The sequence below is a fragment of the Micromonospora sp. PTRAS2 genome (genome assembly GCF_054052245.1).
On the sequence record NZ_JBSWBU010000001.1, the window covers coordinates 1,051,750 to 1,078,497 of the forward strand.

The window sequence follows — 26,748 nt, forward strand, 5'->3', positions numbered from 1 at the left end:
GGACCGCGAATCGGTGGCGTGCGGCGGGTGTGAACAGCGTCGGGGTGTTACTCGTTCCAGCGGACACCCCAGTACGCGGTGACCTCTCGAAGGTCGCCGCCGTATCTGATCGCGCCTTCCCGCTTCCAGTCGCAGTCGACCAGGCGTATCGACACGGCCCGCTCCTGGGGGTAGCCGAAGACGATCGCATGCTCGACAGTCTGACCGAGCAGGCACATCTCATCCTGGGGTGGATCGGTCGGCAGGCCGTTCAGGTACGCCGAAAGCTCATCGACGCGCTCAGTGAGCTTCCTGCTGGCGTCCAGCCGTAACGGGATCACGCTGCCGTGCCGGTAGGTGCAGAGGAGCACCTCGGTAGCCCCTGTCGGCACCAGATCAGCCGTACCGCCGGACGGCGAAGAGTGCTCGTCCCAGGCATCCGGGCAGCGGGCGGGGCCACTCTCGGTGTTGTCCATGGAGGCCGGCTGGGCCTGTGCCTGTGCCGGTCTCTCCTGACCGTGCAGCAGGGTGAAGGCCGCACTGAGGCAACCCACGGCCAGGACCGCTGCGGCTATCGCGAGACGCCGCCGCCCGAGTGGGAATCCTGCATTGTCGACCGTTTGTGCCACCGACAACTACCAATCACCGACTCTCGTGCCACCGACATCATAGGTGCCCCCGGTGGGACCGCTGCTGACTCCGTCACGCGGTGCCGGGGCGCTTCTGGCGGCGAAGGCCGTACCGGAGTGCGGAGCTTCAGGGGCGCCTGGGCATCTCACGCGTCCGGGTCATCCAGAGAACGACAGGTGTGGAGCCGTGTCGCGTACCAGCGCCCCGCAGCCTGTCATACGGGGTTGGCATGATCACCTGTGCGCGGTCCCGGGGTGCCGGTCGCGCTGGGCGACAGCTATCCGAAGGAGACGTCGTGTCCGACTGGGACGACCTGCTTGGTCACGCGTTCGGGCTGCTGCTCGGCCGGCCGTTGGCGGAGTTCGACGCGGCGGGGACGTACGCGGTCTTCCACTACGACGACGAGACCGCCGGCGATGTGCTCGAGGACCTTGATCCCGCAGAACTCGTCGCCGACGTCAACGGAAGGTCAGGCGACAACGGCGGCGACTGGCTCTACCCGGACCGCTGGATGGATGACCTGGCCAGATCGGCGTTCATCGCCACGGAGGTGCGGCCCGCCGCGCTCCAGCCGCTGCTGACCGTCACGACGGACGACGACCGGGCCCTGGTGTGGGGCAGGGACATCGGCAGGGCGCTACAGGCCGGCTCGCTGAGTCTCGACGAACTCACCCCCGATGGCTACCGGCTGTTTCCCCACCTGCTTTTGCGGCCACGGACGGACGGCTCGCTGTTCGACGCGATGCGGGCGGCGACGTGGACGATGAGCGCTCCGGACGGCCTGTCCGACATCGGCGAGAGCCTCGTGCGGGAAGGGTACGTCACGTCCGAGGCGAGTGTGGTTGACCCTCGCTGGGAATCGGCCCTGGACCAGGTCGGCGACGATGCGCTACGACGGCATCTCCGCGGGCTGTGCCTCGACGCTCACTGGGCACGGATGGCCGGCGCGTACTACCTCGGCCCCGGTAAGTGCCCAAGCGATTTCGGGCCGATCGCCGCCCTGCCGGGCAGCAAGGCGATCGCCGGCTGGGAGTTCGGTGAGGGCCAGGGCGCCATGGTCGTCATGCACCTGAGTGAGCCTTCCGTCGGGTCGCACGGATGACGCCGGCCGGTCGGGCGACCCGCTGAAGGTGGTCCGCCCCCTCCGCCCGCCACGACGCACCGATCTTGCACTTTCGGCCCCTCGGATACGTGCTTCACCCTAATTGCCGGGGCCGTAACTGCAAGATCGCGGTGGGCGGGGCGGGGCGGGAGCGCGGACAGCGGGGACGGAGCCGGTCCCGTGAGGGGATGGGCTGGCCTGGAGTCGCAGCCGGATCGGGTCGCGCCTTCCCCAGGCTGTCCGCGTGCGTTGAAAGGTTGTTGATGCGCTCGCGGCCTTCCTGCTGGTGGCTGGACCGTGTTGGTCGTCGCCCGAGCCGGTGCCGGTTCGCCTGCTCACCGGCCCACCGGGTGCTTGACCCGTGTTATCGACGGAACCTAAACTTTCGATCTGTTATCGCTAACAGTGGCGTCAGTCGATGAGAGCCGACGGGTCATTGACGCCGGGGTCAAGGGCAGTCCCCAAGGCGACGCTGGAGGGCGGTGCCGACCGGTCCGGGCAGGACCGGGGCACGCGCGTATCACCACCACCAGCCAGGAGGACGCAACATGACGCAGGATCAGACCGAGTCGGTCGGCGGCGAGCGGCGCACGCTGAGCCGGAGAACCGTACTGACGACGGTGGGGGCCGTGCCGGTCGCGGCGGCCGCCGGGACGCTGCTGGGAGCGACGGGAGCCTCGGCCGCGCCCGCGACCATCAACCTGTCGGCGCAGCGGCAGACCATCAAGGGGTACGGCGCCATGGCCCACGCGGCCTGGATCGGCGACCTGACGGCCGCCCAGCGGGAGACGGCCTTCGGCACCGGTGAGGGCCGCCTGGGCTTCTCCATCCTGCGGATTCCCGTCGGCGAGAGCTCGGCTGACTTCGGCCGCGACCTCGCGACGGCGAAGCGCGCCGTCGAGCTGGGGGTGACCGTCTTCGCGTCGCCGTGGAACCCGCCCGCCAGCATGATCGAGACCTTCACCCGGGGCAGCCAGACCAACGCGAAGCGGCTCCGGGCCAGCTCGTACGCCGCCTATGCGCAGCACCTCAACGACTTCACCACGTACATGCGTAACAACGGGGTGCCCCTCTACAGCATCTCCGTGCAGAACGAGCCCGACTACGCGCACGACTGGACCTGGTGGACCTCCGCCGAGATGGTCAAGTTCCTGCGGGAGAACGCCGGCTCGATCAGCACCAAGGTCATGGCGCCCGAGTCGTTCCAGTACATCAAGTCCATGTCGGACCCGATCCTCAACGACGCCACCGCGCTGGCCAACGTGGACATCATCGGGGCCCACCTCTACGGGACGTCGTACTCGAACTTCCCGTACCCCCTCTTCAAGCAGAAGGGTGCGGGCAAAGAGCTGTGGATGACCGAGGTCTACTACCCCAACAGCAACACCAACTCGGGTGACGCCTGGCCCGAGGCGCTCGACGTGGGCGAGCACATCCACCGCGCCATGGTGGACGCCGAGTTCCAGGCGTACGTGTGGTGGTACCTGCGGCGCAGCTACGGCCCCATGCGCGAGGACGGCCAGATCAGCAAGCGCGGTGCCATGATGGCGCACTTTGCTCGGTTCGTCCGGCCCGGCTACACGCGGATCGACGCGACGGCGAACCCGGCGTCGAACGTCTACGTGTCGGCGTACCGGGGTGGCAACACCGTCGTCATCGTCGCCGTCAACAAGAACACCTCGTCGGTGAGCCAGCAGTTCACCCTGTCGGGCGCCACCGCGTCCGGCAGCGTCCAGAACTGGCTGACCGACGCGAGCCGGACCGTCGCGCCGCAGAACGCGCTCACCATGTCCAACGGCTCGCTCACCGTCACGCTGCCCGCCCGCAGCATCATGACCTTCGTGACCAGCGTGAACGGCACCCCGCCGCCGCCCACCTCCACCCCCACCCCGACCCCCACCCCCACGTCCGGCGGGGGCACGGGTCCCCGGGTCGCCTACACGATGAACTCGTGGGGCACCGGCTTCACGGCCAGCATCGACATCACCAACACGGGCACCTCGGCGATCAACGGCTGGACGCTGGCGTTCACCCTGCCCTCGGGCCAGTCGATCACCTCGGGCTGGGGTGCCACCTACTCGCCGTCCAGCGGCCAGGTGAGCGCCCGTAACGTCGACTACAACGGCACGATCGCCCCCGGGGCCACCATCAACATCGGCTTCCAGGCCAACACCAGCGGCAGCACCGCCGAGCCGACCGCCTTCACCCTCAACGGCGTCGCCTGCACGGTGGTCTGACCGGCACGCTGGCCACCTGAGATAGCTGGAGACCGGGTGCGGTTCCTCCGTCGGGGAGGGGCCGCACCCGGGTGCTCAGGTCGTACCATCGGTGCTTTTCATTTGTGAAACGGCGGCCCGGCGGGTGGGCTGCCGGTCATCGGGCCGGGCCCGTCTCTGGCGGTGTCGACGAGGCGGCGGGCCGCGCACCGTGTGTGCGCGACCCGCCTGGGTACGGTCGGACTCTGCTCGCCTGGGCCTACTTGTAGACGATGTTGGACGACGTGTACTTGCAGTACGTACCGTCGGGGCCGCTGCCCGTCTTGACGGGTTCCTTGCCGGTGTTGTTGCCGGTGTAGCGCTCGCAGATGGCGATCTTCTTGCTGCTGTCGCCGTAGATGGTGATGCCCGAGAAGGTCGCGGTGTCGCCGTAGTTGGTGTTGATGCCGGCGAGCGACTTGCCGGGCGCGGTCACGGTGACGTTCTGGATGACGACCGTCCGCTTGTACTGGGTCGAGCAGTTGCCGCACGACCGGTACAGCTTGCCGAAGTTGCTGACGTCGAAGTTCTTGATGGTCAGCTTGCCGCCGCCGTTGTGCTGGAACACCTTGTCGGAGGCGGACCGGGCACCCCCGCCGTCGACGGTGTAGTTCGCCGACGAGCCGCCCTTGAACGTGGCGGCGTCCTCGCCCACGTCCTCCCACCAGACGTTGATCAGCGTGCAGCTGCCCTTGCAGTGGATGCCGTCGGCGGCCGGAGAGCCGATGATCAGGTTCTTGACCACGGCTCCGTCGGCCAGCTCGAAGAGGGGCTTCTGGCTCTCGCTCTGGCCGCCGTCGCCCATCGCGCCGCCGGCCTTGTAGCGCACCAGGCCGAAGTCCTTGGTGCCGCTGACCGGCTGGGTGCTGGTCACGGTGGTGGTGCTCTTGGGCGTCGGCCAGGTGGCGGCCTGCGCGCCGGTCTGGGTTACGGCCAGGCCGGTGGCGACCAGTCCTGCGGTGACGAGCGGCAGCAGGGCGAGCCGCCACCGCCGGTGGCGGGGCGTCGCGCCGTTCTCACGTGTGGTCACGTGTCCTCCGAAGGGGATCAAGGGACGGGGTGGTGTGACGGACGTGCGTCCGCGTGCGTAGGGACGCCTTCCCGTATGCGCCGCACGCAGTGGGAAAGCGCTTGCCTACGAGTTGTTACGGTACGACAACCGTCGATGGCGCGGAAGGGGTTTCCCTGGTGGGTGCCGAAATCGGCCCCCACACCGTCACACGTTGTCGAGGACGAACGACCGCATGAGGGTGGCGCACTCGGCCGCGTGCGTCTCCAGCAGGAAGTGCCCGGCGTCGTAGACGTGCGCGTCCATGCGGTCGAGGGCGCGGTGGTACGCGAGAACCTCGTCGACATCGAAGTACGCGTCGTGCCGCCCCCACAGCACGAGCGCCGGCGGCTGGTGGTCCCGGTGGTACGCGGCGATCTCGCCGAACCGGGCGCGGTGGTTGGCATAGTCGCCGAACAGCGCGAACTGCGCGTCGAGGTTGCCGGGCCGGCCCATCCGCTCCCAGTCGAGGTGCCACGACTCGGGCGCGTGCAGCGTGCGCAGGCGCTCAGGCAGCCCGGCGACGTACTGGTCACGGGTGCCGGCGAAGGTCAACCAGTCCGGCAACTCGGCGCGCCTGTCGTCGGTCGGGTCGGCCCAGTACGCCCTGGCGCCGTCCCACTGTCTGCCGAGGCCGTCCTCGTGCGCGTTGCCGCTCTGCACGACGAGACCGCGGACGCGATCCGGCGCGCGGGTGGCCAGGTGGTATCCCACCGGCGCGCCGAAGTCGTGCAGGTAGACGAAGAAGCGTCCGACCCCGAGCTGGTCGAGGAGACTCCCGATCGTCCGGGAGAGGTTCTCGAAGGTGTAGTCGTACTCCTCGACGGTCGGCGACGAGGACATCCCGAAGCCGGGAAGATCAGGCGCGATGACGTACGCGACGTCGGCCAGCGTCGGCATGACCTCGCGGAACGAGTGCGAGGAGCTGGGGAAGCCGTGCAGCAGGAGCACGGCCGGCTGGCCGGGGTGCCCGGCCTCGCGGAAGAAGACCTCCAGCCCGTCGACGTCGGCCCGTCGATGGCGCACCTTCTGCACCGCCCGCACCGCGCCGCCCCCGTCCCGCCCCGCGCGCACCCTCGCGCCCCGCGCACTCTCCTGCCCAGCGCACCCTCCCGCCCAGCGGCGGTTAAGAAGGGGCCCCTGCTATGCAGAATGCGTTAACAAGGTGCCCTTCCTTACAACGAGGCGCGGGCGGAGAAGGCGATGCTCGCCAGCAGGAAGCCGCCGTTGACCACCGTGAACGCCACGATCACCCAGAAGGTGAGGGCCGGGGCGAACGCCAGCACCAGGCCCGCCACGAAGATCACCGCGCCGTAGTCGCGGACCAGCTTCACCAGGCGCACCGGCAGGGAGGTCGAGGTGACCATGCTGGCCGCGTTCGGGCCGGACTGCATCACCGACGTCACCAGGTTGACCATCCAGGTGCCCGCGAAGAGGGCGACCAGCCAGGTCGGCGTCGATGGGCGCTGCGCCACGGCCGTGGCCGACAGGGCGGCCACCAGGGCGATCTGGGCGGCCACGTCGGCGAGCACGTCGACCCGGGCGCCCGCCGGGCTGCCCGTCTTGGTCACCCGGGCGAGCTGCCCGTCGGCGCAGTCCAGCGAGTACGCCACCTGCCAGCCGACCAGCGCCGCCAGCCCGACCGCCCACGCCGGGACGGTGCCGGCGGCCACCTCGTCGGCGAGCGCGACCACGGTCACCGAGGCGGCCAGCCCCAGCACCAGGTTGGCCAGCGTCAGCGCCGTGGGGCGCAGCCCGAGCCGCTGGGCGACCAGCGCGAACACCGCGCCCAGCCACTGGCTGACCGACTCGCTGAACAGGCCACCGCCCCGGTTGACCCGGTGGAAGTCGGCTACGGAGGGGCGGGCGGGATCAGCCAAGGTCGCGGAGTGCACCGGCGTAGTCTGCCAGCCGCTCCCGCGTCTCGGAAGCCGACATCGCCAGGTGCTCCAGGATGGTGTACCGGTCGGGGCGGGTGGCCGGCGCGAACTGCACCGCCTCGACGAACTGGTCGTCGGTGAGCCCCACCTCGGCCGGGAGCCGGGGCAGGTTGTGCCGGGACAGGCAGGCCGACATCTCCGCGAAGCGGCGTACGTCGCCGCGCAGGAACGTGCAGAACAGCGCGCCGAGGCCGGCCAGCTCGCCGTGCGAGGCGGTGCCGGGGAAGAGCGCGTCGATCGCGTGCATGATCTCGTGGCAGCCGCCGCTGGACGGGCGGGACGTGCCGCACACCGCCATCGCCAGCCCGCTGGAGATCAGCGCCTCGGCGAGCACGGTGACGAACGCGTCGTCGGTCATGTCGCCCGCGTGGGCGAGCACCGCCTCGGCCCCCATCCGGGCCAGCGACGCGGCGAGGCCGTCGACCGGCTCGCCGCGTACCTGGCGGGCCAGCTCCCAGTCGGCCAGCGCGCTGATGTTGCTCACCACGTCACCGATGCCGGCCCGGTTGTGCCGCTCCGGCCCCGCCTCAACGAAGTCGAGGTCCACGATCACGGCGATCGGGATGTGCACCCCGTACGAGCCCTTGATCCCGCCGGTGATCAGCGACGCCACCGGGGAGGCGATGCCGTCGTTGGCCAGGCTCGTCGCCACGGTCACCATGGGCAGGCCGCGCCGGGTGGCCGCGTACTTGGCCACGTCGATCGTCTTGCCGCCGCCGATGCCGACCACCGCGTCGTACGACCGGGCGCGCAGCTTCCCGCCCAGGTCGTCGGCGGCCTCCAGGGTGCCCCCGGCGACGGTGAACACGTCGGCCGAGCGCAGCGACGGGCGGATCAGCTCGGCGATCTGCCCGCCCTGCCCCGGCCCGACCACCACGGCGACGTCCCCGCCGGAGGAGATCCGCCCGTCGGCCAGGATCGCCGCCAGGTCGGCCACCGCGCCCCGCCGCACGTCGATGTGCAGCGGGGTGAGGATCGTCCGGGCTAGTAGCGGCACGCGATCTCCCGCGCGCGGGCCAGGTCGTCGTGGTTGTCGACCTCCACCCAGGAGACGTCCCCGATCGGCGCGGCCCGCACCTCGCCGCCCCGCTCGGCGAACTCCTGGTAGCCGTCCTCGTAGTAGAGGTTCGGGTCGCGCCGCCAGGTCGCCTCCAAGGCGTCGGCGAGCGCGTCGGCCACCTGCGGCTCGATCAGCGTCGCGCCGATGTACTCCCCGTACGCCTCGCCCGGGTCCATCAGCTTGGTGATGCGGGTGAGCTGGCCGGCGGCGTCGAAGGTGGTCTTCATCTCCTCCTCGGCCAGCGTCTTGAGCGTGTCCACGGCGAGCAGGATGCCCGGCCCGCGCTCGGCCAGCAGGGTCCGCTCCACGCTCACCGGGTGCACGGTGTCGCCGTTGACCAGCAGCACGCCCTTGGCGAAGTGCTCCCGGGCCAGCCAGAGCGAGTACGCGTTGTTCCACTCCTCGGCCTTGTCGTTGTGCACGAGGGTGAGCGTGACGCCGTGCCGCTTCTCCAGCTCCGCCTGGCGGGTGACGACCGCGTCGGCGGCGTACCCGACGACGACCACCACGTCGGTGAGGCCGACCTCGGCGAGGTTGCGCAGCGCGATGTCCAGGATGGTGGTGTCACCGTCCACCGGCACCAGCGCCTTGGGCAGGGTGTCGGTGTACGGGCGCAGCCGACGCCCCGCACCGGCCGCGAGGACCATCCCGATCATGCAGTTGCCTCCCTGGTTCGACTCCGGGTCACCGGTGGAGGATAGCGCCGGGGCCGACCCCGCCCACCGCCAACCGGGGCGTCAGCCCGGCAGGGCGGACAGGTCCGCCAGCATCGTCAGCCGCTCCTCGGCGGTCAGCGCCGCGTACGGGCCGGCGGCCCGGCGGTCCGTCTCCAGCTCGATGGCCAGCCGCTCCGGGCCCGCCGGCAGCTCGCTGACGGTCAGCGCGGTGTGCCCCGCCGCCGTCCACGCCGCCGCGTGCGCGTCGGCGCGGTGGTAGCGCAGCGTGCCCAGCCGGTTGAGCAGCAGCACCCCCGGGGCGGTGCCGTCCGGCTCGTACGGCGGCGCGGTCACCGCGAACGCGTCGCCCAGCACGTCGGTCTCCTCCTCGGCGCTGACCAGCGCGTGCGCCAGCAGCCGGCCGAGGGTGTCGACCAGCCGGAGCACCCGCTCGTCGTGCCCGGCCCACAGTTCCTCGGTCACCTCGGCGTGCACCTGGAACAGCTCCGCCAGGAAGGCGAGGCCGCGCTCGGTGGCGCAGAGGCAGCCGTCGGGGCGGCGGTGCAGCATCCCGTACGCGACCTGCTTGTCCAGCGCCCGCTGGCAGGACGCCGGGTCCCGGTACCGGGTGACCGCGGCGAAGCCCGCCGGGTCGACCGTCCCGCCCGGCGCGGCCAGCCGGGTGCGGAACTCGACGAGGAAACCGGTGGCCGCCGGCCCGCCGTACCGCTGGCTGAGCTCCGCGCCGCCCCCGTCCCGCCCGGCGAGGATGCCGGCGGCGAAGACCCGGTCGACTGCCGGGGCGACCAGCCCGGCGAACCGGTGCGGCGGAAGCTCGACGTCGTCGCTCACAGACCGATCGAGCGCAGCGCCGCGAAGCCGTCCTCGGCGATCCGCCGGATCAGCCCGTCGTTGACGTCGCGGTGTTCGTCCAGCACGGCCAGGTCCCGCTCGGTCAGCCAGCGGAACTCGGTGTGCTTGCCCGCCTCCAGCCGGGGACGGGCCAGGTCGCCGTCGACCCGGACGAGGAAGTCGCTCTCGACGCGGGCCAGCCCGTCGTTGCCGGTCCACCGGTATTCGCCGACCGTGCCGAGGATGTGCGACACCGTCCAGCCGGTCTCCTCGGTGACCTCCCGGCGCAGCGTGTCCTCGATCTCCTCGCCCGGCTCCAGGTGGCCGCCGACGATGTCCCAGGTGTCGGGGAAGAGGACCCGCTGCGGGGACCGGCGCTGGAAGAAGAGGCGGCCGTCGTCGTCGACGATCAGCGCGCCGGCGCAGCGGAGAGGCTCGGTGGGCACGTCACGACAGTAGCGAGCCGGGGCCGTCAGGGCGATGCCCCGTACGGCCCCGGCTCGTCACCGCTGGCGTCGTGCTCGGGTCACGGCCCGAATCTCGCTCGGGTCACGGCCCGACGAAGACCGCCTTCGCCCGCCAGTCGATGCCGCTGAGGAGGCGGCTGCTGCGCAGCGTCCAGCTGCCCGACGGCGCGCCGTTGACCCAGCTGGCCGACGACAGGTTGCCCAGCAGCCGGCTGACCAGGTAGATCCGGTCACCGGAGACGAAGACCCCGCCGGAGTCGGAGAAGCCGGTCGTGGCGGCGGTGAACTTGTCCGCCCCGACGGTGCCGCTGTCGGGGTTGAACCAACGCCAGTACAGGCCGTTCTGCCCGCTGAGCGTGTAGTAGAGCCGGCCCTTGGTGTAGAACATGCCGGTCACGTTGGCGATCTCCGGGTAGAAGCTCACCGTGTTGCCGGCGTACGTCTGGCCCTCCGGCCCGGAACCGGTCACCACCGTGTCCCACAGCTCGTCGTGGTACGGGTCGACCTTCGTCGGGGTGCCGAAGGTGGTGCCGTCGAACGTGCGCCGCCACAGCGCGCCGCTCATCCCGTAGAACAGGGTGCCGCCGACCCAGAAGGCGCTCTTCGCCGACGACCAGGCGGTGCCGTCGGTGTTGTCGACGGCCGTGGCCGCGCCGATCGCGCTCGTCCCGTCGTACGTCCGGCTCTGCACCGCGTTGACCGAGCCGCTGCTGAACCCGGCCAGGTAGACCTTGCCCGGCAGGGTGGCGGTGGCGGTGGAGTGCGGGGCGGCCCCGCCGCTGAGCGGGAAGAACGCGATCCTCCCCCGGCGGTACTGGAAGTTGCCGATGTATTCCTGGTCGGAGCCCAGCCAGATGCCCTCCGGGGTGACCAGCAGCTTCGCCACGCCGTAGCCGCGCGGGTGCCGGCCCGGGTTCCACGACAGCGGCAGGCCGTTGAGCGGGTCGAGCGCGGCGATGCTGGGCCGGGCCACCGCGCCCGCGAACGCCGAGTTGGTGGCGGAGGTGTTGTTGAGCCAGCGGAAGTGGCCGCCGACGTAGATCGCCTGCTCGGTGATGCTCACGGAGAGGAACGTGTCGCCGCCGGTGTAGGCGACCCAGGTCGGCTGGACCGACGTGCCGGTGGACGACGTCTCGAAGCGGGCCGCCGCGTCGCAGAGCGTCCCCGCGTACGGGGCGCCCGTGCTGACGATGACGAAGTAGCTGCCGTCGGGGGAGAAGCTGACGTCCCGCACGTACGAGTCGAACGACTTGTAGGAACAGCGCGGCTCGAACCGGTTGGTGTTCCACGACGACACGGTCGCGGCGGACGCACCCAGGTCGAGCCGGACCACCTGGTCGTGCAGCACCCCGTCGGCCTTCTTGAAGTTGCCGATCACCACGAGCTGGGTGCCGTCGGGCGAGACGGCCAGCTTCTCGGGCCCGATGCCGGCGCTCGCACCGCTGACCCCGTCGTAGTTGTGGTGCTCGGTCAGCGAGGTGGTGAGGTAGTCGTCCACCACGCCGGTGACGGCGTCGAGCGAGGCCAGGCCGGCGCGCGGCTTCGTGGCGGCGGTGGTGAAGATGCCGCCGACGAGCAGCCGGTTGCCGACCTTGACGACGTCGTTGACCAGGCCGTTGAAGGCCAGGTTGGGGAAGCTGGTGACCACGCTGCCGTCGGCGAGGTTGAGCAGGGCCAGCTTGCGGCGGTTGGTGCCGTTGACGGTGTTGAACTTGCCGGCGAGGTAGACGGTGCCGGCGGTCGGGCCCGCGAGGATGTCGCTGACCTCGTTGTCGACCACCGGGGCGAACGCGGTGTCCACCTGGCCGGTGGCCTTGTCGAAGGCCAGCACGTAGTTGCGGGCGATCGTGACGTCCGAGTTGCGGTTCTTCACCTGCGTGAACGAGCCGCCGACGATGACCTTGTCGCCGGCGTCGTGGATGGCGAAGACGGTGCCGTCCACGATGTTCGGGGTGAGGGCGGAGGGGACCGCACCGACCACGGTGGTGTGGTCGGGCGCCGCGGGGGCCGGGCCGGCGACGAGGATGCCGGAAACGGTCAGGGCGGCGGCGGTCAGGACCGCGAGAGGTCGGCGACCAAGCGCCGGGAAACGGGCCACGGGCAACTCCGGATGAACGGCGGAGATCGATGTGAGGTGCCTCCGTGCGAGCGGGCGAACCCGTTCGGTGACCGCCGGGCGCTGAGGCGGCGACCGGGGGACGGAAAGCTCGATGACACAATCGCGCACGGAAGGCGCGGCGTCTACCCCGGGTTGCGTCTTGTGGCCGACAACGCGTCGGCCGTTGCCGGGACAGCCGGTCGCGCCGGACGAAAAGACGAGTTCACTGGGTTCGTGGGCCGTGCGCCGGGGTGGGGGGCGGCGGCGCGGAGAACCACGGGTCGGCCGTCAGTTCCCGGAATGCGGCCAGGCCGTCCGGGTCGTCGTTGAAGGTGCTGTCGTACGCGGGCTTGGTCTGCTTAGCGGCGAAGTAGACGACCGCCTTGATCTGCGGGTGCCGCTTGATGTAGTCGCCGGCCTCGCGCAGCCACGCGCCGCGCTGCCCCGGCGAGCCCGGGTAGGTCACGCCGAACTCGCCGATCACAATCGGACGCGGATGCTGGGCGGCGAACGCCATGAACTTGTCCATCTGCGGGGCGAACCCCTCGAACCCCTTGCCCGGGTAGACGTCCGTGCAGAGCCAGTCGACCTGGTCGTCGCCCGGATAGTACGCGGCGGCGTCACGGGAGGAGTCGACGAACCCCTGCACGTGCGGGCACCAGACGAAGCCGGCGTTGGTCGCGCCGACCTCGGTGAAGATGCCCCGGATGCGCTTCCAGGCCGCCACGTAGTCCTCGGGCGAGTGGATGCTCTGTTGCAGGTTGGGCCGGTCCATCTCCCACCGCCAGCGCAGCAGCAGCGGCACCCCGAACTGCTTGATCTTCTCGGCCCGCTGCCGGATGAGCTGGTCGTAGACGCCGTCGCGGATCGACCGGGTGTCCGCGCCGGACCAGGAGATCATCTGGAGCTTCCCGGCGGCCTGGAAGGCGTGCTCGGTGGGGCCGGGGAAGTCGTCCTCCCACTCGTGGAACATGTGCGCCAGGTTCACGTTGCCCTGGGTCTGTGCGGCGAACGCGGCGAGCGCCTCGACCCGCCCCTCCGGGGTCTGCCAGTCCGGCTTCACCCACGCGCCCAGCCAGGCGCCCTTCGCGGGCAGCTCCGGGCCCCGGCCCGTGGTGGCCAGGTCGTCCGTCGTGCGGGGGGACACCGTCGGCGCGGCGCTGGACGGGGGCGGCACGAAGTCCGGGGCCTGCTCGGAGCAGGCCGTGACGGCCAACGCCGAGGCGAGCAGGAACGCCGCTGCCCTGTGGAACCGCTTCATCGTCTGCCGCACCTTCCCCATGCCGCCGACGTGCCCGGCGGTCGTTTCCGTGGCTGTGAGACCCGTGCCGGGCCTCAGCGTCGGCGGCCCCGGCGCAGGGCCCGCAACGCGTCGAGCTGGAGCACCCGCCGCAGCCGCCACGCACCGGCGAGATAGCCGGCGGTGCCGAGCACCGCGAGCACCGCGAGGGTGACCGGCCCGGAGTCGAGCACCGCGCGGGCGATCAACGCCGGCACGCCGAAGCACGCCACCGCGAGGCCGGCGGCGGCGAGCGTGCCCCGGCCGAACGGGTGCAGCCGGTACGCGTGGTGCAGCTGCGCCAGCGGCACCAGGTTGGTGATCACGATGGACGCCGACCAGGCGACCGCCGCGCCCATGATGCCGAAGCGCGGGATGAGCAGCACGTTCAGCACCACGTTGACCAGGGTGCCGGCCAGCGCGTTGTAGAACGTCCAGGACGTGCGCCCGGCCATGTTGAGCACCGTGTCGACCATGCCGCAGCCGGTGGCCACCAGCATCGTCAGGGCCAGGAACACGGTCACCCGCGCCCCGGCGGAGTATCCCTCGCCGAACAGGTGCAGCATCGGCTCGGCGAACACCGCGAACAGCAGGTACGCCGGCCAGGCCAGCAGCACCAGCCAGCCCGTCGCGGCCTGGTAGAGCCGGCCCGCCGCGTCCCGGTCGTCGCGCACCAGGTGCTCGGCCAGCCGGTGCTGCACGGCGGTGGACAGCGCCTGCCCGGAGAGCTGCCCGAGGGCGAGGAACCGGGTGGCCGCCGTGTAGAGCGCCGCCTCGGACAGCCCGCGCAGCGCGCCCAGCAGCACGATGTCGAGCCGCTGCACCGCCATCTGGGCCAGCCCGCTCAGCGCCCGGGGCCCGCTGTAGCGCCAGTACGGCCCGAACTCCTCGCGCAGCGACACCGCCGGCACCTGCGCGCCCCGTTCGGCACGCCGCACCAGCCGGGCCAGCCACACCGTGGCGACCAGGCCGGCCGGCAGGTAGGGCGCGACCCAGGCCAGCGGCAGCGCCGTCGTCGCCGAGAGGCCGAGGACGGCGGCGAGCCCCACCCCGGCCACCTGCAACCCCGTGCGGCCGAGGCGTTCGATCAGCAGCAGCGGGCGCATCTTGCCGAAGCCCCGGCAGGCGGCCAGGGCGAAGTCGCACAGCGCGGCCACCGGCACGAAGACCAGCAGCACCCGCAGCGCGCGTACCGCACCGGGCACCGGCTCGTCGAACGTCAGCGCCACGATCCGGGGGGCCGCCCACCAGCCGGCCACCGCGATCAGCGTGCCGACCCCCAGCACCGGCAGCAGCCCCACCAGCACCGACGCGCGCAGCCGCTCCGGCTGGCCCAGCGTGCGGTAGCGGCTGATGAAGTAGACCGAGCCGACGCCGGTGCCCAGCCGCGCCGCCGCGTACGCGATCATGAAAGCGCTGGTGGCGGCGAAGAAGAGGCCCGCGTCGGACATGGACCAGCCGCGGGTGACGATGATGTTCAGGCCGAACCCGGCGACCGCCGCGACCGCCACCCCGAGCAGGTTCGCGACCCCGTGCCGCGCCGCGCCGCCCAGCTCGCCGGCGGCCGACCGGGCCGGGGCTACCGTCGCCACGACGGCACGCGTCCCCACCAGGTGCTCAACCGCTCGTCGTACGGGGCGAAGTGCTCCTCCAGGCGGGTCCGCAGCGCCGGATCCATGGGCGAGCGGGACCGCGCGTTGTGCTTGCCGAACGAGATGTCCGCCCAGTGCGGCAGGCCGAGGAAGTCGCACACCGCGTCGAACGCTGGCCGGGGCTCGGCGAAGAAGTCGTCCGCGTCGATCACGTGCAGCCGGTCCCGGCCGAAGATCGACTCCAGGCGTTCGAGCTGCTCCACGTACTGGCCCCGGGTCAGGTACGCGTTGTGCTGGAAGTGGTGGCTGTGCGCCGTCGGGTCGGCGAGCAGCCGCTCCCGTTCCCCGGCGATCCGCTCCTGCTCCAGCTCCAGGGCCCGCTCGAAGCCCTCCGTCTCGAAGCCCCGCGCCGCCTCGTGGGTGTGCGCCGAGTACGCCCGCTCCACCGGGTCGCGCAGCAGCACCAGCAGCCGCACCCCCGGCAGGTCCTTCGCGATCCGCTCCCCCGCGAGCGGGTGGAACATGTAGTACGGGCTCGACTCGCCGGTCACCCCGCGCACCCCGACCTGCTCGCGGACCGCCTCGGCCCGGCGCACCGTCGGGAAGTGCCCGAGATACCAGTCCATCCCCCGGTCGTAGCCGGTGTCGAAGTAGTGCACGCCCTTGTGGTAGACCGCCGGCAGCACCGCCGGATGCTGCGACAGGGTCTTGAACAGCGAGGTCGTGCCGCAGCGCTGGGCACCCACGATGAGGAAGTCGGGGGCGAGCCGCGACCCGGCGGTCCACCGGCCGTACGTCCGGCTCACCGACCGCACCGCGCGCCGCGCCTGTGCCTTGACCAGCGTCACTTCGCCACTCCTCCCGCACCCGGCCGTCCGGCCAGGTGTTCCTCCACCGCCGGCAGCAGCCAGGCGTCCACGTGTCCCAGCCGGGCCCCCGCCTCGGCCTGCCGGTCGCGCAGGTAGCGCGCCGCCAGCTCGACCAGGTAGAGCACGGCCACCAGGTCGGCGACCCCGGCCGGCTGGCCGAACGGGGTCAGCTCGTCGGCCGCCCCGGTGATCAGCCGCCCCGCCGCCGCCCGGGGCTCCACCCCGGCCCGGGTGATCGCCGTCTGCACCCGCCGGTGCAGGGCGTCGAACCCCAGCGGCACGTCGTCGGCGAACCGCTCCCAGTCCCACACCAGCACCCGGCCGTCGGCCAGGGCGGCGCTGTTGCCGCCGTTCCAGTCGCCGTGCCAGGCCCCCAGGCCCAGCACCGGGTCGACGCGGCGCACCTCGTCCAGCACCGCGCGCAGCCGGGCCGCCTCCGGCCGGTCCCCCAGCGCCGCCAGCTCGGCTCCGAGCCGCCGGTCGTGGGCGCTGCCCGCGTACGGGCGGTGGTCCACGCCGGCGCAACGGCTCACCGCGACCATGGCGGCCCGCTCCGCCTCGGCGGCCGGCGCGGGCGCGGCCCGGGGCAGCCCCACCGGCAGGGCGCTCTGCACCAGCAGCGCGTGCCCGCCCCAGACGCCGTGGTGCAGCACCTCGGCCACCTGCACGCCGGGCACGGCGAGCGTCGCCAGCCGGGCCAGCGCCGCCGCCTCCGCCTCGACCAGGGCCCGGGTGAGCGGGTCGACGCCGAGCTTCGCGTACCCGATCGGGACGCCGGCGGCGTCGAGGAGCTGGACCACCGGCTTGCGGTTGGCCCGCGCCGGCCCGATGTGGATGCTCAGCAGCGCCGGGCGGCCCAGCACGGCGGCCAGGTGCGCGTCGAGCGCGCCGCCGCCCGCGTTGCCGCCCGAGTCGACGACCAGCCGGTCCCGGAACGCGAGCCGGCCCAGCCCGGTGCGGAACGCGGTGGCCAGCACCGCGCGGCGCAGCCGGGCCTTCGCGCTCTGCGCCTCCGTGGAGTGCCGCACCGCGCCCGCCGCCGCCCGCCGGGAACCGGCCGGCACCAGCAGCCGCGGCCGCGCGGCCGAGGGCACCACCGCGAAACCGGCCCGGCCGCCGCGCCGCAGCGCCGGTCGGGCCGGCGCCGGCCAGACCAGGCCGGCCAGCTCCGGCAGGTACGCGCCGCGCGCGTCGGCGCCGGGGGGAGGGGTGAGCATCAGCGGAACCGCCGTTCGGGCCGGGCACCCGGCGCGGCCGGCGCGGACGCGGCCTCGACGGCGGCGAGCCGGGCCTCGCGGCGCTCGGCGCGCAGGTGCAGGTCGTTGCGGGCGAGCAGCGCCACGCTGATCAGCCCGTACGCCAGGGTGGTGTTCAACGAGCCGTAGAGGAACTGGAAGAACAGCATCAGGATCAGCACCAGGCTGCCGGCGATGCCGATCGGGGTGTTGTCGTGCCGGAACCGCCACAGGCACCACAGGAAGAACGCGCTGTAGCAGAACGCGCCCACCCAACCCTGGCCGGTCAGCAGGTTCCACACCTGCCCGTTGCTGCCCAGCTCCCGGTTGCCGCACTGCTTGCACTCGGCCGACTTGCCGATCGCGATCGACCGGTTACTGCCGATCAGGGCGCGGTTGCCCCCATAACCGAGCACCGGCGAATGGTTGGCCGCCTCGACCGCGCCGCTGGACAGGGTGGCCCGGATGTCGTCGCTGTGGCCGTTGGCCATCCGCTCGTTGAGCAGGTCGCCCAGCGGGGAGGCCAGCACCGCCACCCCCATCAGCCCGCTCGCCAGCGCCAGCCCGACCAGCACCACGACCCGGCCGCGCAGCGCCAGCCGCACCGCGACGTACACCGCGCCGACCACCAGCCCGATCCACAGCCCCCGGTTGAGCGAGTAGACGATCGGGAAGACGGCGGCGACCACCACGAGGTAGCCGGTGAGCCGGCGCGGCCCCCGGCCGAGGACCACCCAGCCGACGATGAACCAGATCAGCAGGATCGCCATGTTCTCGCCCCAGGTGTTGGTGTATTCGAAGGGGGCGGCCGGGCGGGGCGAACTGGCTTCCCCGGCGAGCACCTCCTGCACCTGGGCGACCTCGACGTGCATCAGCCGGTTGACGAACGGTTCCTTGGCGATGGCGGCGGGCAGGATGTAGTTGAGCGGCGCGACGAACTTGAGCTGCGGGAACAGCGCGCCCACGTACCCGCCGATCACGGTGACCACGGCCATGAAGCCGAACAGCTTCACCAGCCGGCCCCGGGGCAGCTCCCGCTCGCTGAGGTTGAGGACGTAGAGCATCGTCACCGTCAGGGCGGTGTAGTTCATCACCCGGATGCCCCAGCCGATGAATCGGCCGGAGCCGCTCGGGGGGAGCGTGTTGGGCGCGGTGATGCCGAGCATCAGCCCCGAGAGCACCACCCAGGCCAGCAGGATCAGCCAGATCCCGAAGCCCGGCGGCACCTTCACGTTGCCGCGCCGGTAGAGCTGGAACGCCATCGGGATGGCGAGGATCGCGAAGATGAACGAGGGCAGGCCCAACGCCCACCACACCGGGTAGAGCACGAAGAGCGCGGTCACCGGCCAGGCGACGGGCAGCCGCAGCGACCAGCGCCGGGTTGGCTCCGGCGGGTGCTGCGCGGGGTGCTGCGGCGGGCCGGCCGGACGCCGTCCCGCCGGTGCCGGCTCCGGTGCCGGCCGGAGCGGGGCGGCCATGGTCATGTCACGCTGACCTTGGCGGTCTTCGGGGCGTAGATCACCCAGGCCGGGCCGGGCTGCGGCCGGACCTGGAAGCCGCCCTCGTCGGTGACGTTGCAGACCAGCTTCTGCCCCGGCTTGCTCCACTGCGCCTTGGCGCTGGACGGACCGGAGACCACCAGCGCCGGCCCGGAGCCGTAGACGTTCGCCCCGGGCAGCGAGCGGGGGCTCGGCTTACGCACGGTGAGCGTGCGGTATTCCATCGTGAGCACCACCACCGAGGCGACGCTCACCGTGACCTTGCCGATCCTGCCCCGCCACGACGCGCTGGCCGCGTCGTACGTCCAGGTCTGCGTGGGGTGCCCAGGGGCGGCGATCGTCAGCTTGCCGGCCGGGGCGACGCCCTGGCTGGCAAGCGGCGCGCCCGGGGTGGCGTGGTCGAGGACGGGGGTCGGCGCGGCGCCGCCCTTCGGGGCCGCCGCCCGCAGCGCGGCGGTCGACGCCTGACCCGACGGGAACGCCCCCTCGCGCTGCGCCGGGGTGACGCCCTTCAGCTCGGCGGCGGCGAACTGGTTGAGGAAGCCGGTCGGCCCGCCCGCGTAGCCGACGAAGGGGTGCAGCACGCCGACGGTGCGGATGTCCACGGGGCGGATCTCCGCGACCGGGCCCACCTTCGCGGCGTCCCGGGACTGGTAGACCGCCGTCAGGTGCAGGCTCTCCGACTCGGCGAACTCCTGGTAGACCACGTCGGCCTCGGCCAGCCCGACGGGGCTCGTGCCGGGCGTCACCCGCACCGGCACCACCACCGCCTGGCGGCCCGCGACCTCCTCGGCGACCGGCTTGCCCGACAGCGGCGCGGTCGGCAGGCTCGGGGTCGGGGTGGGCCGGGGGGCCGGTGAGCCCGGGTCGACCACGTTGGTGGCCCCGGGCGGCTGCTCCTCGGCGCAGCCCGCGCCGAACGCGGCGACCAGCGCCACCGAGAGCGTGCTGCCCAGGGCGCGCCGGCGGTTCACTCCCTGTCCTCGACCGGGTCGAGGGCCATCGAGTATCGGCCCGGGTCGACACCGTCGGAGTCCCGTGACGACCGGTAGACGGTGGACTTGCCCGGGGGTTTCGGCTGCGTCGTCGGCCGGGCCGGCGGGACGGGCGGCGGGCCCTGGACCGCCGGGGGCGGCGTCGGCCTGGCGGAGGCCTGCGGGCCGGCCGGCGGATGGGCGTCCCGGCCGCCGGCCGAGGGGCGGTGGTCGGGGCCCCCGGCCGACGGGCGGTTGTCCCGGTTGCTGGTGGCGGGGCGGGGCAGGATCATCGTCGACTCGATGTTGGGCGGGCCGGCCTGCGGTGGCACCGGGTTGGGCCGCGGGCGGGGCGACGGCGGGCCGTCCCGCCGCGCCGCCGGGGCCGCGGGCGGGGCCGGGACGCGCTCGGCCAGCCGGGGGGCCAGCACCGCGCCGAGCACCGGCGCGTCGACCTGCTCGAACTGGTGGATCGCGGCGGTGATCTCACTGCTGCGGGTCTGCCCGCCCTCGATCACCAGGATCACCCCGTCGACGTGCCGGGCCAGCGCCTGCGCCTCCACCGCCGCCGTCGGCTGGGCCGTCTCGATCAGCACGTGGTCGAAGCGGGCGGCCAGCTCGCCGAGGACCTCCAGCATCATGGCGACGGGCAGCTCCACCTCGGTGTCAAGGGCACCGGGGAACAGCACCCGCAACTGGCCGAGGCCGGGGGCCGGGGTCAGCGCGGTCAGCGCCGACACGTCGTGGCGCAGCACGTCGGCGAGGGTGTGCCGGGGCTTGATCCCGCCCAGCATCGTGGGCAGCGGGGAGTCCCGCTTGGTCGTCACCACCGCCACCTGCGCGCCCGTGCGGGCGTACGCGGCGGCGAGGTTGCCGACGACGAAGCCGGCCGCCGGGCCGGGCGAGGTGTCGGTGAGCAGCAGCTGGCGGCCCCGGCCGGGCTGCGGCTCGGGCATGGTCGACAGCAGCACGTTGCGCAGCCGGCCCAGCTCGCGGGAGACCTCGTGGCCCGCCGGCAGGATGGTCAGCCCGGCCTGGCCGGTCGGCAGCTCCAGCAGCATCGGCACGCCGAGCCGGTCGGCGACGTCCCGGCCGCGCCGCACGCGGGTGTCGAGCCGGTCCAGCACCAGGGCGACCACGATGCCGAAGAGCAGCCCCGCGCCGAGGCCGCTGGCCAGGTTGAGGGTCGTGTTCGGGGAGCTGGGCTTCCGGGGCAGCGGCGCGTCGGAGATGATCTCGCCGGGGTCGAGGGCGGTGCTCAGCAGCGGGCTCAGCCGGCTGTTGAGGCTGGCGAGCTGGTTGGTCAGCACGTTGCGGTCGGCCTCGGCGCGGGCGCGCTCCACCGAGTTCGGCGGCGCGGCGGCGATCTTGCCGGCGACGGCGGCGAGCTGTTTGTTGGTCTCGGTGATCTGCTGCTTGAGCGCGGTGGTCTCGTTCTCCAGGGACCGGGTGGCCGTGGCCAGCCGCAGGTCGAGGTACGCCTGGGCGAAGGAGTGCGAGCCCGCCTGCGCCGCCTCGGGGCTGGCCGCCTCGAACGCGATCTGGAGCACCTGGCTGTTCGGCGGCACCGTCACCGACAGCGACCGGACCAGGTCCTCGGCGGGGATCTCGGTCTTCATCAGGGCCTCGGCCCGCTCGGCGACCACCAGGGAGCGGACGACCTGCGCCTCGGTGTCAAGGTTGACCTTGGCGCCGGGGTTGGCGTCCGGGCCGACCTGGCGGACCAGCAGCGACGTGGTCGACACGTAGGTGCGGGTCTGCACCTGGCTGACCAGCATGCCGGCGCCCGCGCCGAGCAGCGCGGCCACCACGAGGATCCACCACCGGCGGCGTAGCCACTCGAGGTAGGTCATCAGGGTGGGGCCGTCTGAGTCGCGCAGATCGGCGTGGTGAGACGAGGGCATCGGGGTGTGTCGCTCCCTTTGGACCGGACCGGCCAGTCGTCCGTGACGGGCGGCGTCACGGCGGAAACCTGAGTCTCCCTGATCCGGGCGGTCAGGGGAAGCCGACGAAGCGTCGCTTTCCAGCAACGGCGTCGCAAGGGAGGATAGGCGGGTGCGGTTTTGCTACCACATCCAGAGCCACCGGTCGCCCGAGCAGCTGAACCGGCTGGTGCACGCGGTGAAGAAGTACAGTCCCGACAGCATTGTGCACGTCAGCCACGACGTGAACGGTGCCCCGCCGGACCTCGCCGAGCTGCGTTCGATGACCGACGTCGTCGTGCAGATGCACGAGGGTGGATACGGTGACTTCAGTCATGTCGACCGCTACATGGCCGCCGTCGACTGGCTGAACGACGAGGGGGTGCAGGTCGACTGGCTGGTGAACATCACCGGTCAGGACTACCCGCTGCGGCCCCTCGGCGAGTCCGAGGCGGAGCTGGTCGACTCGGGCGCCGACGGGTTCATGGAATATTGGGACGCCTTCGGGCCGGAGAGCCACTGGCCGCGCAGCCGCGTCCGCTCCCGCTACCACTTCCAGCACCGCCGGGTGCTGCCGCTCAGCCCCCGGGGCAAGAAGCTGCTCCGCCCGCTCCAGGCGGTCAACCGGGTGCAGCCCCTGGTGCGGGTGCACGTGTCGTACGGGCTGGCCCTCGGCCGCCGCGCCCGCACCCCGTTCGGCCCCGACCTGCGCCTGCACGGCGGGTCGGCGTTCTCCTCGCTGAGCTGGCCCGTGGTGGCCTACCTGCGGGACTACTTCGACCGGCGACCGGACGTGGTGGAATATTTCCGACACTGCCTCTCCCCGGTCGAGGCGGTCTTCCAGACGATCGTGTGCAGCGCCGACCGGTTCAACCTGGTGCCGGACTGCAAGCGCTACTTCGACTTCCGCAACAGCACCTTCAACCACCCCAAGTCGCTGACCGCCGAGGACCTGCCCCTCGCGCTGGCCAGCGGGGCGCACTTCGCCCGCAAGTTCGACTACGAGCGGGCCCCCGAGCTGATCGACACCCTCGACGCCCACCTGGCCGCCGCCGCGGCGGCGTAAGGAAGGGCCCCCTGTTAACGCTTCCGGTATAGGAAGGGCCCCCTCCTAACACCTCACCTAGCGGTAGCCGTAGCGGCGGCGCAGCGGCCAGGTCATCGCCCCGACCAGGCGGCGGGGCCCCGGGGCGTACTCGCGACGCCACTTCTCGTCCAGCGCCAGCGTGATCGGGCCGCTGCGCATCCGGATCCGGCCGCCGGCCACCGCGTGCGAGCCGGCCTGCTCGAACTCGTTGTCCCGCAGGAACTCCAGCGGGTCGACGACCCTGGTCACGTCGGCCGTCAGCGCCGCGATCCGGCCCAGCTCCCCGCGCGGGTCGCGGACCAGGTCCTCGTACCGGACGGTGACCCGGGGCACGCCCCGGCGGCCCAGCGCGGCGACCATCGCGTTGACGGTGACCCAGCGCCGGGCGGTCAGCCGCGCCGACCGCTGGTTCATCCGGCCCTTGGTCGAGGTGCCCTCGGGCAGCTCCACCACCTGGCTCCACGAGTACGCCACTCCGCGCGGGTCCCGCAGCACGTGCACCAGCCGCAGGTCGATCTGCGGGGCGCGGGCCAGGATGTACGCCAGCGAGGGGCGCTTGGTCGAGTCGACCACCACCCGGGCCCCGGACACCTCGGCCACCGCCCGGTAGAGCGGGGTCAGCAGCTCGACGTAGCGGTCCAGGTCCCGGCGGAAGGCCGTGGACATCCCCGGGTTCACGATCAGCGGGATCTTGGCGGTGGCGTCGACCCGGCTCTGCAGCGCCCGCACGTCGGCCACGTCGATTTGCGACCACCCGCCGTACGCCCGGCGGCCCACTTCGCCCCAGAACGGGCACGCGTCGAAGTGCTCGCCGCAGGCGCACCGGAAGTTGCGCTCGACGCCGGACTGCCAGAGGTAGAACAGCTCGCCGACGTCGCAGTGCCCGACGAACTGGCCGAGCATCAGGTCGAGCAGCGTGGAGCCGCTGCGCGGCATGCCGCAGACGTAGAGGACGGTGACCGGGTCGGGGGCCACCCCGTCGCCGGCACCCTGCGCTGCCTCGGCCGTCTGGTCGGTCATCCGCGATCCCCTCGCCCCCGGTGCTGTCAGCGGCAGTCTAGGTGCGCAACGGGGGAGCCCGGCATTGGCGGAAGGTCCTGCTGGCAACCATCCGACAGGCCGGATGATGGTGAACGCCACTTATGTTTCAGTTCCGGAGGCCGCTACATTGTGGCGGCGTCGCGCCGTCCGGTCGACCGCCCCCGGTGGGCGCGTCCCGGGGCGCGGTGGGCCCTCGGGAGGCGGGTGGACGTGGAGTCTGGTGAAGTCATGCTCGTCGGTTCCAGCGGCGGGCACCTCGCCCAACTGGTGGCGCTCGCACCGTGGTACCGCGACCGGGCCCGCTCCTGGGTGACCTTCGACACCCCGGACGCCCGCTCGCTGCTCGACGGCGAGGACGTCGTCTGGGCATACCACCCGACCACCCGCAACTTCAAGAACCTGGCCCGCAACCTGTGGCTGGCCGTGCGGGTGTTCCGGGGGCGGGACGTCGCCGCGGTGGTCACCACCGGCGCCGGGGTCGCCCTGCCGTTCGTGATCGTGGCCCGGCTGCGCGGCATCCCCACGGTCTACATCGAGGTGTACGACCGGATCGACACCCCGACGCTGTCGGCCCGGCTGTGCCGGCCGTTCCTCTCGGCGATGCTCGTGCAGTGGGAGGAGCAGCGCCGGCTCTACCCGAAGGCGACCGTGGTGGGAAACCTGCTGTGAGCCTGCCCATCCCGCGCCAGCGCGGCAACTCCCCGGCCCCCCGCACGATCCTCGCCATGGTCGGCACGGACGTGCACCGCTTCGACCGGCTGGTCGACTGGCTGGAACGCTGGCACGCCGGCCGCGACGCCGCCGCGCCGGAGGTCCGCCTCGTCGTGCAGCACGGCCGCAGCCGCGCGCCCCGGCTGCCGGGCGGGGCGCCGTTCCTGGCCCACGACGAGCTCCAGCGGGCGATGACCGAGGCGGACCTGGTGGTCTGCCACGGCGGTCCCGCCACTATCACCGAGGCCCGTCGGCACGGGCACCTGCCGATCGTGGTGCCCCGGGACCCGACCCGCGACGAGCACGTCGACAACCACCAGCAGCTCTTCGCCCGCCGGCTCGGCGCGGCCGGGATGGTCAAGCTCGCCGAGGCCGAGGCCGACCTGGTCGAGGCGCTCGACAAGGGCGTGGCGGACCCGCTGACGTACGCCCTCGCGGCCGACCCGGACCGGCCCGACCCCCGGGTCGCCGCCGCCACCGAGGTCGGCCGGATCGTCGAGGACCTGGTCCGCGCCAGCCGGGCGCCGGGGCGGCGCAGGTGGTGGCGGTGAGCGCCCGGGTGCTGTTCGTCGGCGGGCTGGGGCGCAGCGGCTCCACCCTGCTGGAGCTGATCCTCGCCCAGCACCCCGACGTCTGCGCCGTCGGCGAGGTGGTGCACCTGTGGGAGCGGGCGCTCGGCGGCGACGAGCGGTGCGGCTGCGGCGAGCGGTTCACCGCCTGCGACTTCTGGCAGCGCGTCGGCGAGCACGCCTTCGGCGGCTGGTCGGCGGTCGACCGTGCCGAGGTGCTGGCGCTCAAGGACGCGGTGGACCGCACCCGGCACATCCCCCGGCTGGCCCGCGCCGAGCTGCCCGCCGCGCAACTCGACGAGGTGCGCCGCTACGCCGACCTCTACACCCGCATCTACGCCGCCGCGATGGCGGTGACCGGCGCGCGGCTGGTGGTGGACTCCAGCAAGCACGCGTCCACGGCGTTCGCGCTGCGCTGGGCCGACGACCTCGACCTGCGGGTGCTGCACCTGGTGCGGGACAGCCGGGCGGTGGCCTACTCGTGGGCCAAGCAGGTGCGCCGGCCCGAGGTGGTCGACGCCGAGGCGTACATGCCGACCTTCTCGCCGTTCACGGTGAGCAAGCTGTGGACGGCGCAGAACGCCGCGTTCCACCTGCTGGCCACCCGCGCGCCGGTGGTCCGGCTGCGCTACGAGGACTTCACCGCCGACCCGCGCGGCACGGTCGCCCGGCTGCGCCGCTTCGCCGGCCTGCCCGACGACCCCGAGGCGCTGCGGGTGCTCGACCCGTCGCCCGCGCCGCTGCGCCGGGCGCACAGCATCGCCGGGAACCCGCTGCGGTTCAACGCCGGCCCGCTGCGGGTCCGGCAGGACGACGCCTGGCGCACGGCCCTGCCGTCGCGCAGCCGGGTGGTGGTGAGCGCCGCGACGCTGCCCCTGCGTCTGCGGTACGGATACGTCGGCCTCGGCCGCCCGGGTTCCACGGAGGCACCATGACCGAGCCGGTGAACGACGCGGGCGCGACGGCCGAGTCGGGCGCGACGTACCCGTCGGTGACCGCCGTGGTCCCCACCCGGGACCGCCCCGAGCTGCTGCGCAAGGCCCTCGACGCGATCCTCGGCCAGGACTACCCGGGTCGGGTCGACGCGGTGGTCGTCTACGACCAGTCCGAGCCGGACCGGTCGCTGGCCGACGATCCCCGGATCACCGTGCTGGTCAACCAGCGCACCCCCGGCCTGGCCGGCAACCGCAACACGGGCATCCTGGCCGCCACCGGCGACCTGGTGGCGTTCTGCGACGACGACGACGAGTGGCTGCCCGGCAAGCTCGCCGCGCAGGTGGCGGCGCTCGCCGCCGCCGGCGACGGCGCGTTCGTGAGCTGTGGCATCCGCGTCGACTACGACGGCCGCCAGGTCGACCGGGTGCTGCCCGTCGACCGGGTGCCGCTGGCCGCCCTGCTGCGCGACCGGCACACCGAGCTGCACCCGTCGACGTTCCTCATCCGCCGGGACGCGCTGCTCGACGGCATCGGGCTCGTCGACGAGGAGATCCCGGGCAGCTACGCGGAGGACTACGAGTTCCTGCTCCGGGCCGCCCGGCACGCACCGCTGGTCAACCTGGCGCAGCCGTACGTGACGGTGCGCTGGCACAAGCAGTCCTACTTCGCCCAGCGCTGGGAGACCATCTCCGTGGCGTTGCAGTGGCTGCTCGGCCGCTATCCGGAGTTCGCCACCGTGCCGGCCGGCGAGGCCCGGGTCAGCGGGCAGATCGCGTTCGCCCAGGCGGCGCTGGGCAACCGGGGCGAGGCCGTGCGCTGGGCGCGGCGCACGCTGTCGCGCAACCCCCGGGAGCCGCGCGCGTACCTGGCCCTGGCCGTGGCCAGCCGGGCCGTCGACCCCGACCGCGTCCTGCGTACGCTGCACAAGCGCGGCCGGGGCATCTGAG

Annotated in this window: 24 protein-coding genes; 7 read left to right on the forward strand and 17 right to left on the reverse strand. The window is 72.7% G+C overall.

The genetic code is table 11. From position 1 onward, the window contains the following. Positions 1-47: 47 nt before the first annotated feature. A complete protein-coding gene (locus tag ACVMYR_RS05015; RefSeq protein ID WP_396792933.1) occupies positions 48-455 on the reverse strand; it encodes a hypothetical protein in 408 nt (135 codons plus the stop codon). Positions 456-904: 449 nt separating this feature from the next. Between ACVMYR_RS05015 and ACVMYR_RS05020 the strand changes: the two genes are divergently transcribed. Both ACVMYR_RS05020 and ACVMYR_RS05025 read left to right on the forward strand, forming a co-directional pair. Further along, positions 905-1,711 (forward strand): hypothetical protein, encoded by an 807-nt coding sequence (locus tag ACVMYR_RS05020; protein ID WP_077935249.1) that lies wholly within the window; start codon positions 905-907, stop codon positions 1,709-1,711. Between the two features lie 548 nt (positions 1,712-2,259). Then, on the forward strand, positions 2,260-3,948 hold the full coding sequence (locus ACVMYR_RS05025; protein ID WP_457121181.1) for a cellulose binding domain-containing protein: 1,689 nt from the start codon (positions 2,260-2,262) through the stop codon (positions 3,946-3,948). Between the two features lie 238 nt (positions 3,949-4,186). Here ACVMYR_RS05025 and ACVMYR_RS05030 read toward each other — a convergent pair whose 3' ends face one another. The 15 genes from ACVMYR_RS05030 to ACVMYR_RS05100 all read right to left on the reverse strand — a co-directional run bounded on the left by ACVMYR_RS05030 (position 4,187) and on the right by ACVMYR_RS05100 (position 21,388). Beyond that, complete coding sequence (locus tag ACVMYR_RS05030) at positions 4,187-4,996, reverse strand: pectate lyase (RefSeq protein ID WP_077935247.1); 810 nt, start codon at positions 4,994-4,996, stop codon at positions 4,187-4,189. A 186-nt stretch (positions 4,997-5,182) separates the two neighbouring features. Beyond that, positions 5,183-6,088: an alpha/beta fold hydrolase gene (locus ACVMYR_RS05035; RefSeq protein WP_457121182.1), complete on the reverse strand. Its 906-nt coding sequence runs from the start codon at positions 6,086-6,088 to the stop codon at positions 5,183-5,185. 101 nt (positions 6,089-6,189) lie between these two features. Further along, positions 6,190-6,909 carry a CDP-alcohol phosphatidyltransferase family protein gene (locus ACVMYR_RS05040; RefSeq protein ID WP_077935243.1) on the reverse strand — a complete coding sequence of 240 codons (720 nt, stop codon included), beginning with the start codon at positions 6,907-6,909 and terminating at the stop codon, positions 6,190-6,192. After that, positions 6,887-7,951 carry an iron-containing alcohol dehydrogenase family protein gene (locus ACVMYR_RS05045; RefSeq protein ID WP_457121183.1) on the reverse strand — a complete coding sequence of 355 codons (1,065 nt, stop codon included), beginning with the start codon at positions 7,949-7,951 and terminating at the stop codon, positions 6,887-6,889. Before ACVMYR_RS05045 ends, ACVMYR_RS05040 begins: the two co-directional genes overlap by 23 nt. Further along, positions 7,939-8,670: a phosphocholine cytidylyltransferase family protein gene (locus ACVMYR_RS05050; RefSeq protein WP_043960869.1), complete on the reverse strand. Its 732-nt coding sequence runs from the start codon at positions 8,668-8,670 to the stop codon at positions 7,939-7,941. The genes ACVMYR_RS05045 and ACVMYR_RS05050 overlap by 13 nt, the downstream gene beginning before the upstream one ends. An 81-nt stretch (positions 8,671-8,751) precedes the next feature. Continuing rightward, the gene (locus tag ACVMYR_RS05055; RefSeq protein ID WP_457121184.1) at positions 8,752-9,522 is read right to left on the reverse strand and encodes a hypothetical protein; all 771 of its coding nucleotides are present in this window, start codon (positions 9,520-9,522) and stop codon (positions 8,752-8,754) included. Beyond that, positions 9,519-9,968, reverse strand: a complete 450-nt coding sequence (locus tag ACVMYR_RS05060; RefSeq protein WP_176734092.1) for an NUDIX hydrolase — start codon at positions 9,966-9,968, stop codon at positions 9,519-9,521. The genes ACVMYR_RS05055 and ACVMYR_RS05060 overlap by 4 nt, the downstream gene beginning before the upstream one ends. Positions 9,969-10,071: 103 nt before the next feature. After that, on the reverse strand, positions 10,072-12,087 hold the full coding sequence (locus ACVMYR_RS05065; protein ID WP_457121185.1) for a hypothetical protein: 2,016 nt from the start codon (positions 12,085-12,087) through the stop codon (positions 10,072-10,074). 223 nt (positions 12,088-12,310) lie between these two features. After that, positions 12,311-13,348 carry a glycoside hydrolase family 26 protein gene (locus tag ACVMYR_RS05070; protein WP_228986413.1) on the reverse strand — a complete coding sequence of 346 codons (1,038 nt, stop codon included), beginning with the start codon at positions 13,346-13,348 and terminating at the stop codon, positions 12,311-12,313. A gap of 74 nt (positions 13,349-13,422) precedes the next feature. After that, a complete protein-coding gene (locus ACVMYR_RS05075) occupies positions 13,423-14,958 on the reverse strand; it encodes a lipopolysaccharide biosynthesis protein (RefSeq protein WP_228986414.1) in 1,536 nt (511 codons plus the stop codon). Continuing rightward, positions 14,946-15,806 (reverse strand): sulfotransferase domain-containing protein, encoded by an 861-nt coding sequence (locus ACVMYR_RS05080; RefSeq protein ID WP_077935237.1) that lies wholly within the window; start codon positions 15,804-15,806, stop codon positions 14,946-14,948. Before ACVMYR_RS05080 ends, ACVMYR_RS05075 begins: the two co-directional genes overlap by 13 nt. Further along, entirely contained in the window at positions 15,803-17,044 is a 1,242-nt protein-coding gene (locus tag ACVMYR_RS05085; protein ID WP_457121186.1) for a hypothetical protein, read from the reverse strand. The genes ACVMYR_RS05080 and ACVMYR_RS05085 overlap by 4 nt, the downstream gene beginning before the upstream one ends. After that, the gene (locus tag ACVMYR_RS05090; protein ID WP_176734091.1) at positions 17,044-18,546 is read right to left on the reverse strand and encodes an O-antigen ligase family protein; all 1,503 of its coding nucleotides are present in this window, start codon (positions 18,544-18,546) and stop codon (positions 17,044-17,046) included. The genes ACVMYR_RS05085 and ACVMYR_RS05090 overlap by 1 nt, the downstream gene beginning before the upstream one ends. Continuing rightward, on the reverse strand, positions 18,543-19,535 hold the full coding sequence (locus tag ACVMYR_RS05095) for a DUF3048 domain-containing protein (RefSeq protein WP_457121187.1): 993 nt from the start codon (positions 19,533-19,535) through the stop codon (positions 18,543-18,545). Before ACVMYR_RS05095 ends, ACVMYR_RS05090 begins: the two co-directional genes overlap by 4 nt. Next, positions 19,532-21,388, reverse strand: a complete 1,857-nt coding sequence (locus tag ACVMYR_RS05100; protein WP_457121188.1) for a lipopolysaccharide biosynthesis protein — start codon at positions 21,386-21,388, stop codon at positions 19,532-19,534. Before ACVMYR_RS05100 ends, ACVMYR_RS05095 begins: the two co-directional genes overlap by 4 nt. Positions 21,389-21,590: 202 nt before the next feature. Here ACVMYR_RS05100 and ACVMYR_RS05105 point away from each other — a divergent pair, with 202 nt between their 5' ends. Beyond that, positions 21,591-22,523 carry a hypothetical protein gene (locus ACVMYR_RS05105; RefSeq protein ID WP_396792909.1) on the forward strand — a complete coding sequence of 311 codons (933 nt, stop codon included), beginning with the start codon at positions 21,591-21,593 and terminating at the stop codon, positions 22,521-22,523. 57 nt (positions 22,524-22,580) lie between these two features. Here ACVMYR_RS05105 and ACVMYR_RS05110 read toward each other — a convergent pair whose 3' ends face one another. Continuing rightward, complete coding sequence (locus ACVMYR_RS05110) at positions 22,581-23,564, reverse strand: sulfotransferase family protein (RefSeq protein WP_353900177.1); 984 nt, start codon at positions 23,562-23,564, stop codon at positions 22,581-22,583. A gap of 249 nt (positions 23,565-23,813) precedes the next feature. Here ACVMYR_RS05110 and ACVMYR_RS05115 point away from each other — a divergent pair, with 249 nt between their 5' ends. From ACVMYR_RS05115 to ACVMYR_RS05130, 4 genes are read left to right on the forward strand one after another with little or no spacing between them, the layout of a single operon-like run. Continuing rightward, a complete protein-coding gene (locus tag ACVMYR_RS05115; RefSeq protein ID WP_077935231.1) occupies positions 23,814-24,254 on the forward strand; it encodes a glycosyltransferase family 28 protein in 441 nt (146 codons plus the stop codon). A 56-nt stretch (positions 24,255-24,310) separates the two neighbouring features. Next, complete coding sequence (locus tag ACVMYR_RS05120) at positions 24,311-24,847, forward strand: glycosyltransferase (protein WP_077935244.1); 537 nt, start codon at positions 24,311-24,313, stop codon at positions 24,845-24,847. Then, positions 24,835-25,800 (forward strand): sulfotransferase family protein, encoded by a 966-nt coding sequence (locus tag ACVMYR_RS05125; RefSeq protein WP_077935230.1) that lies wholly within the window; start codon positions 24,835-24,837, stop codon positions 25,798-25,800. The genes ACVMYR_RS05120 and ACVMYR_RS05125 overlap by 13 nt, the downstream gene beginning before the upstream one ends. Continuing rightward, complete coding sequence (locus tag ACVMYR_RS05130; protein WP_077935229.1) at positions 25,797-26,747, forward strand: glycosyltransferase family 2 protein; 951 nt, start codon at positions 25,797-25,799, stop codon at positions 26,745-26,747. The genes ACVMYR_RS05125 and ACVMYR_RS05130 overlap by 4 nt, the downstream gene beginning before the upstream one ends. Position 26,748: the final 1 nt, after the last annotated feature.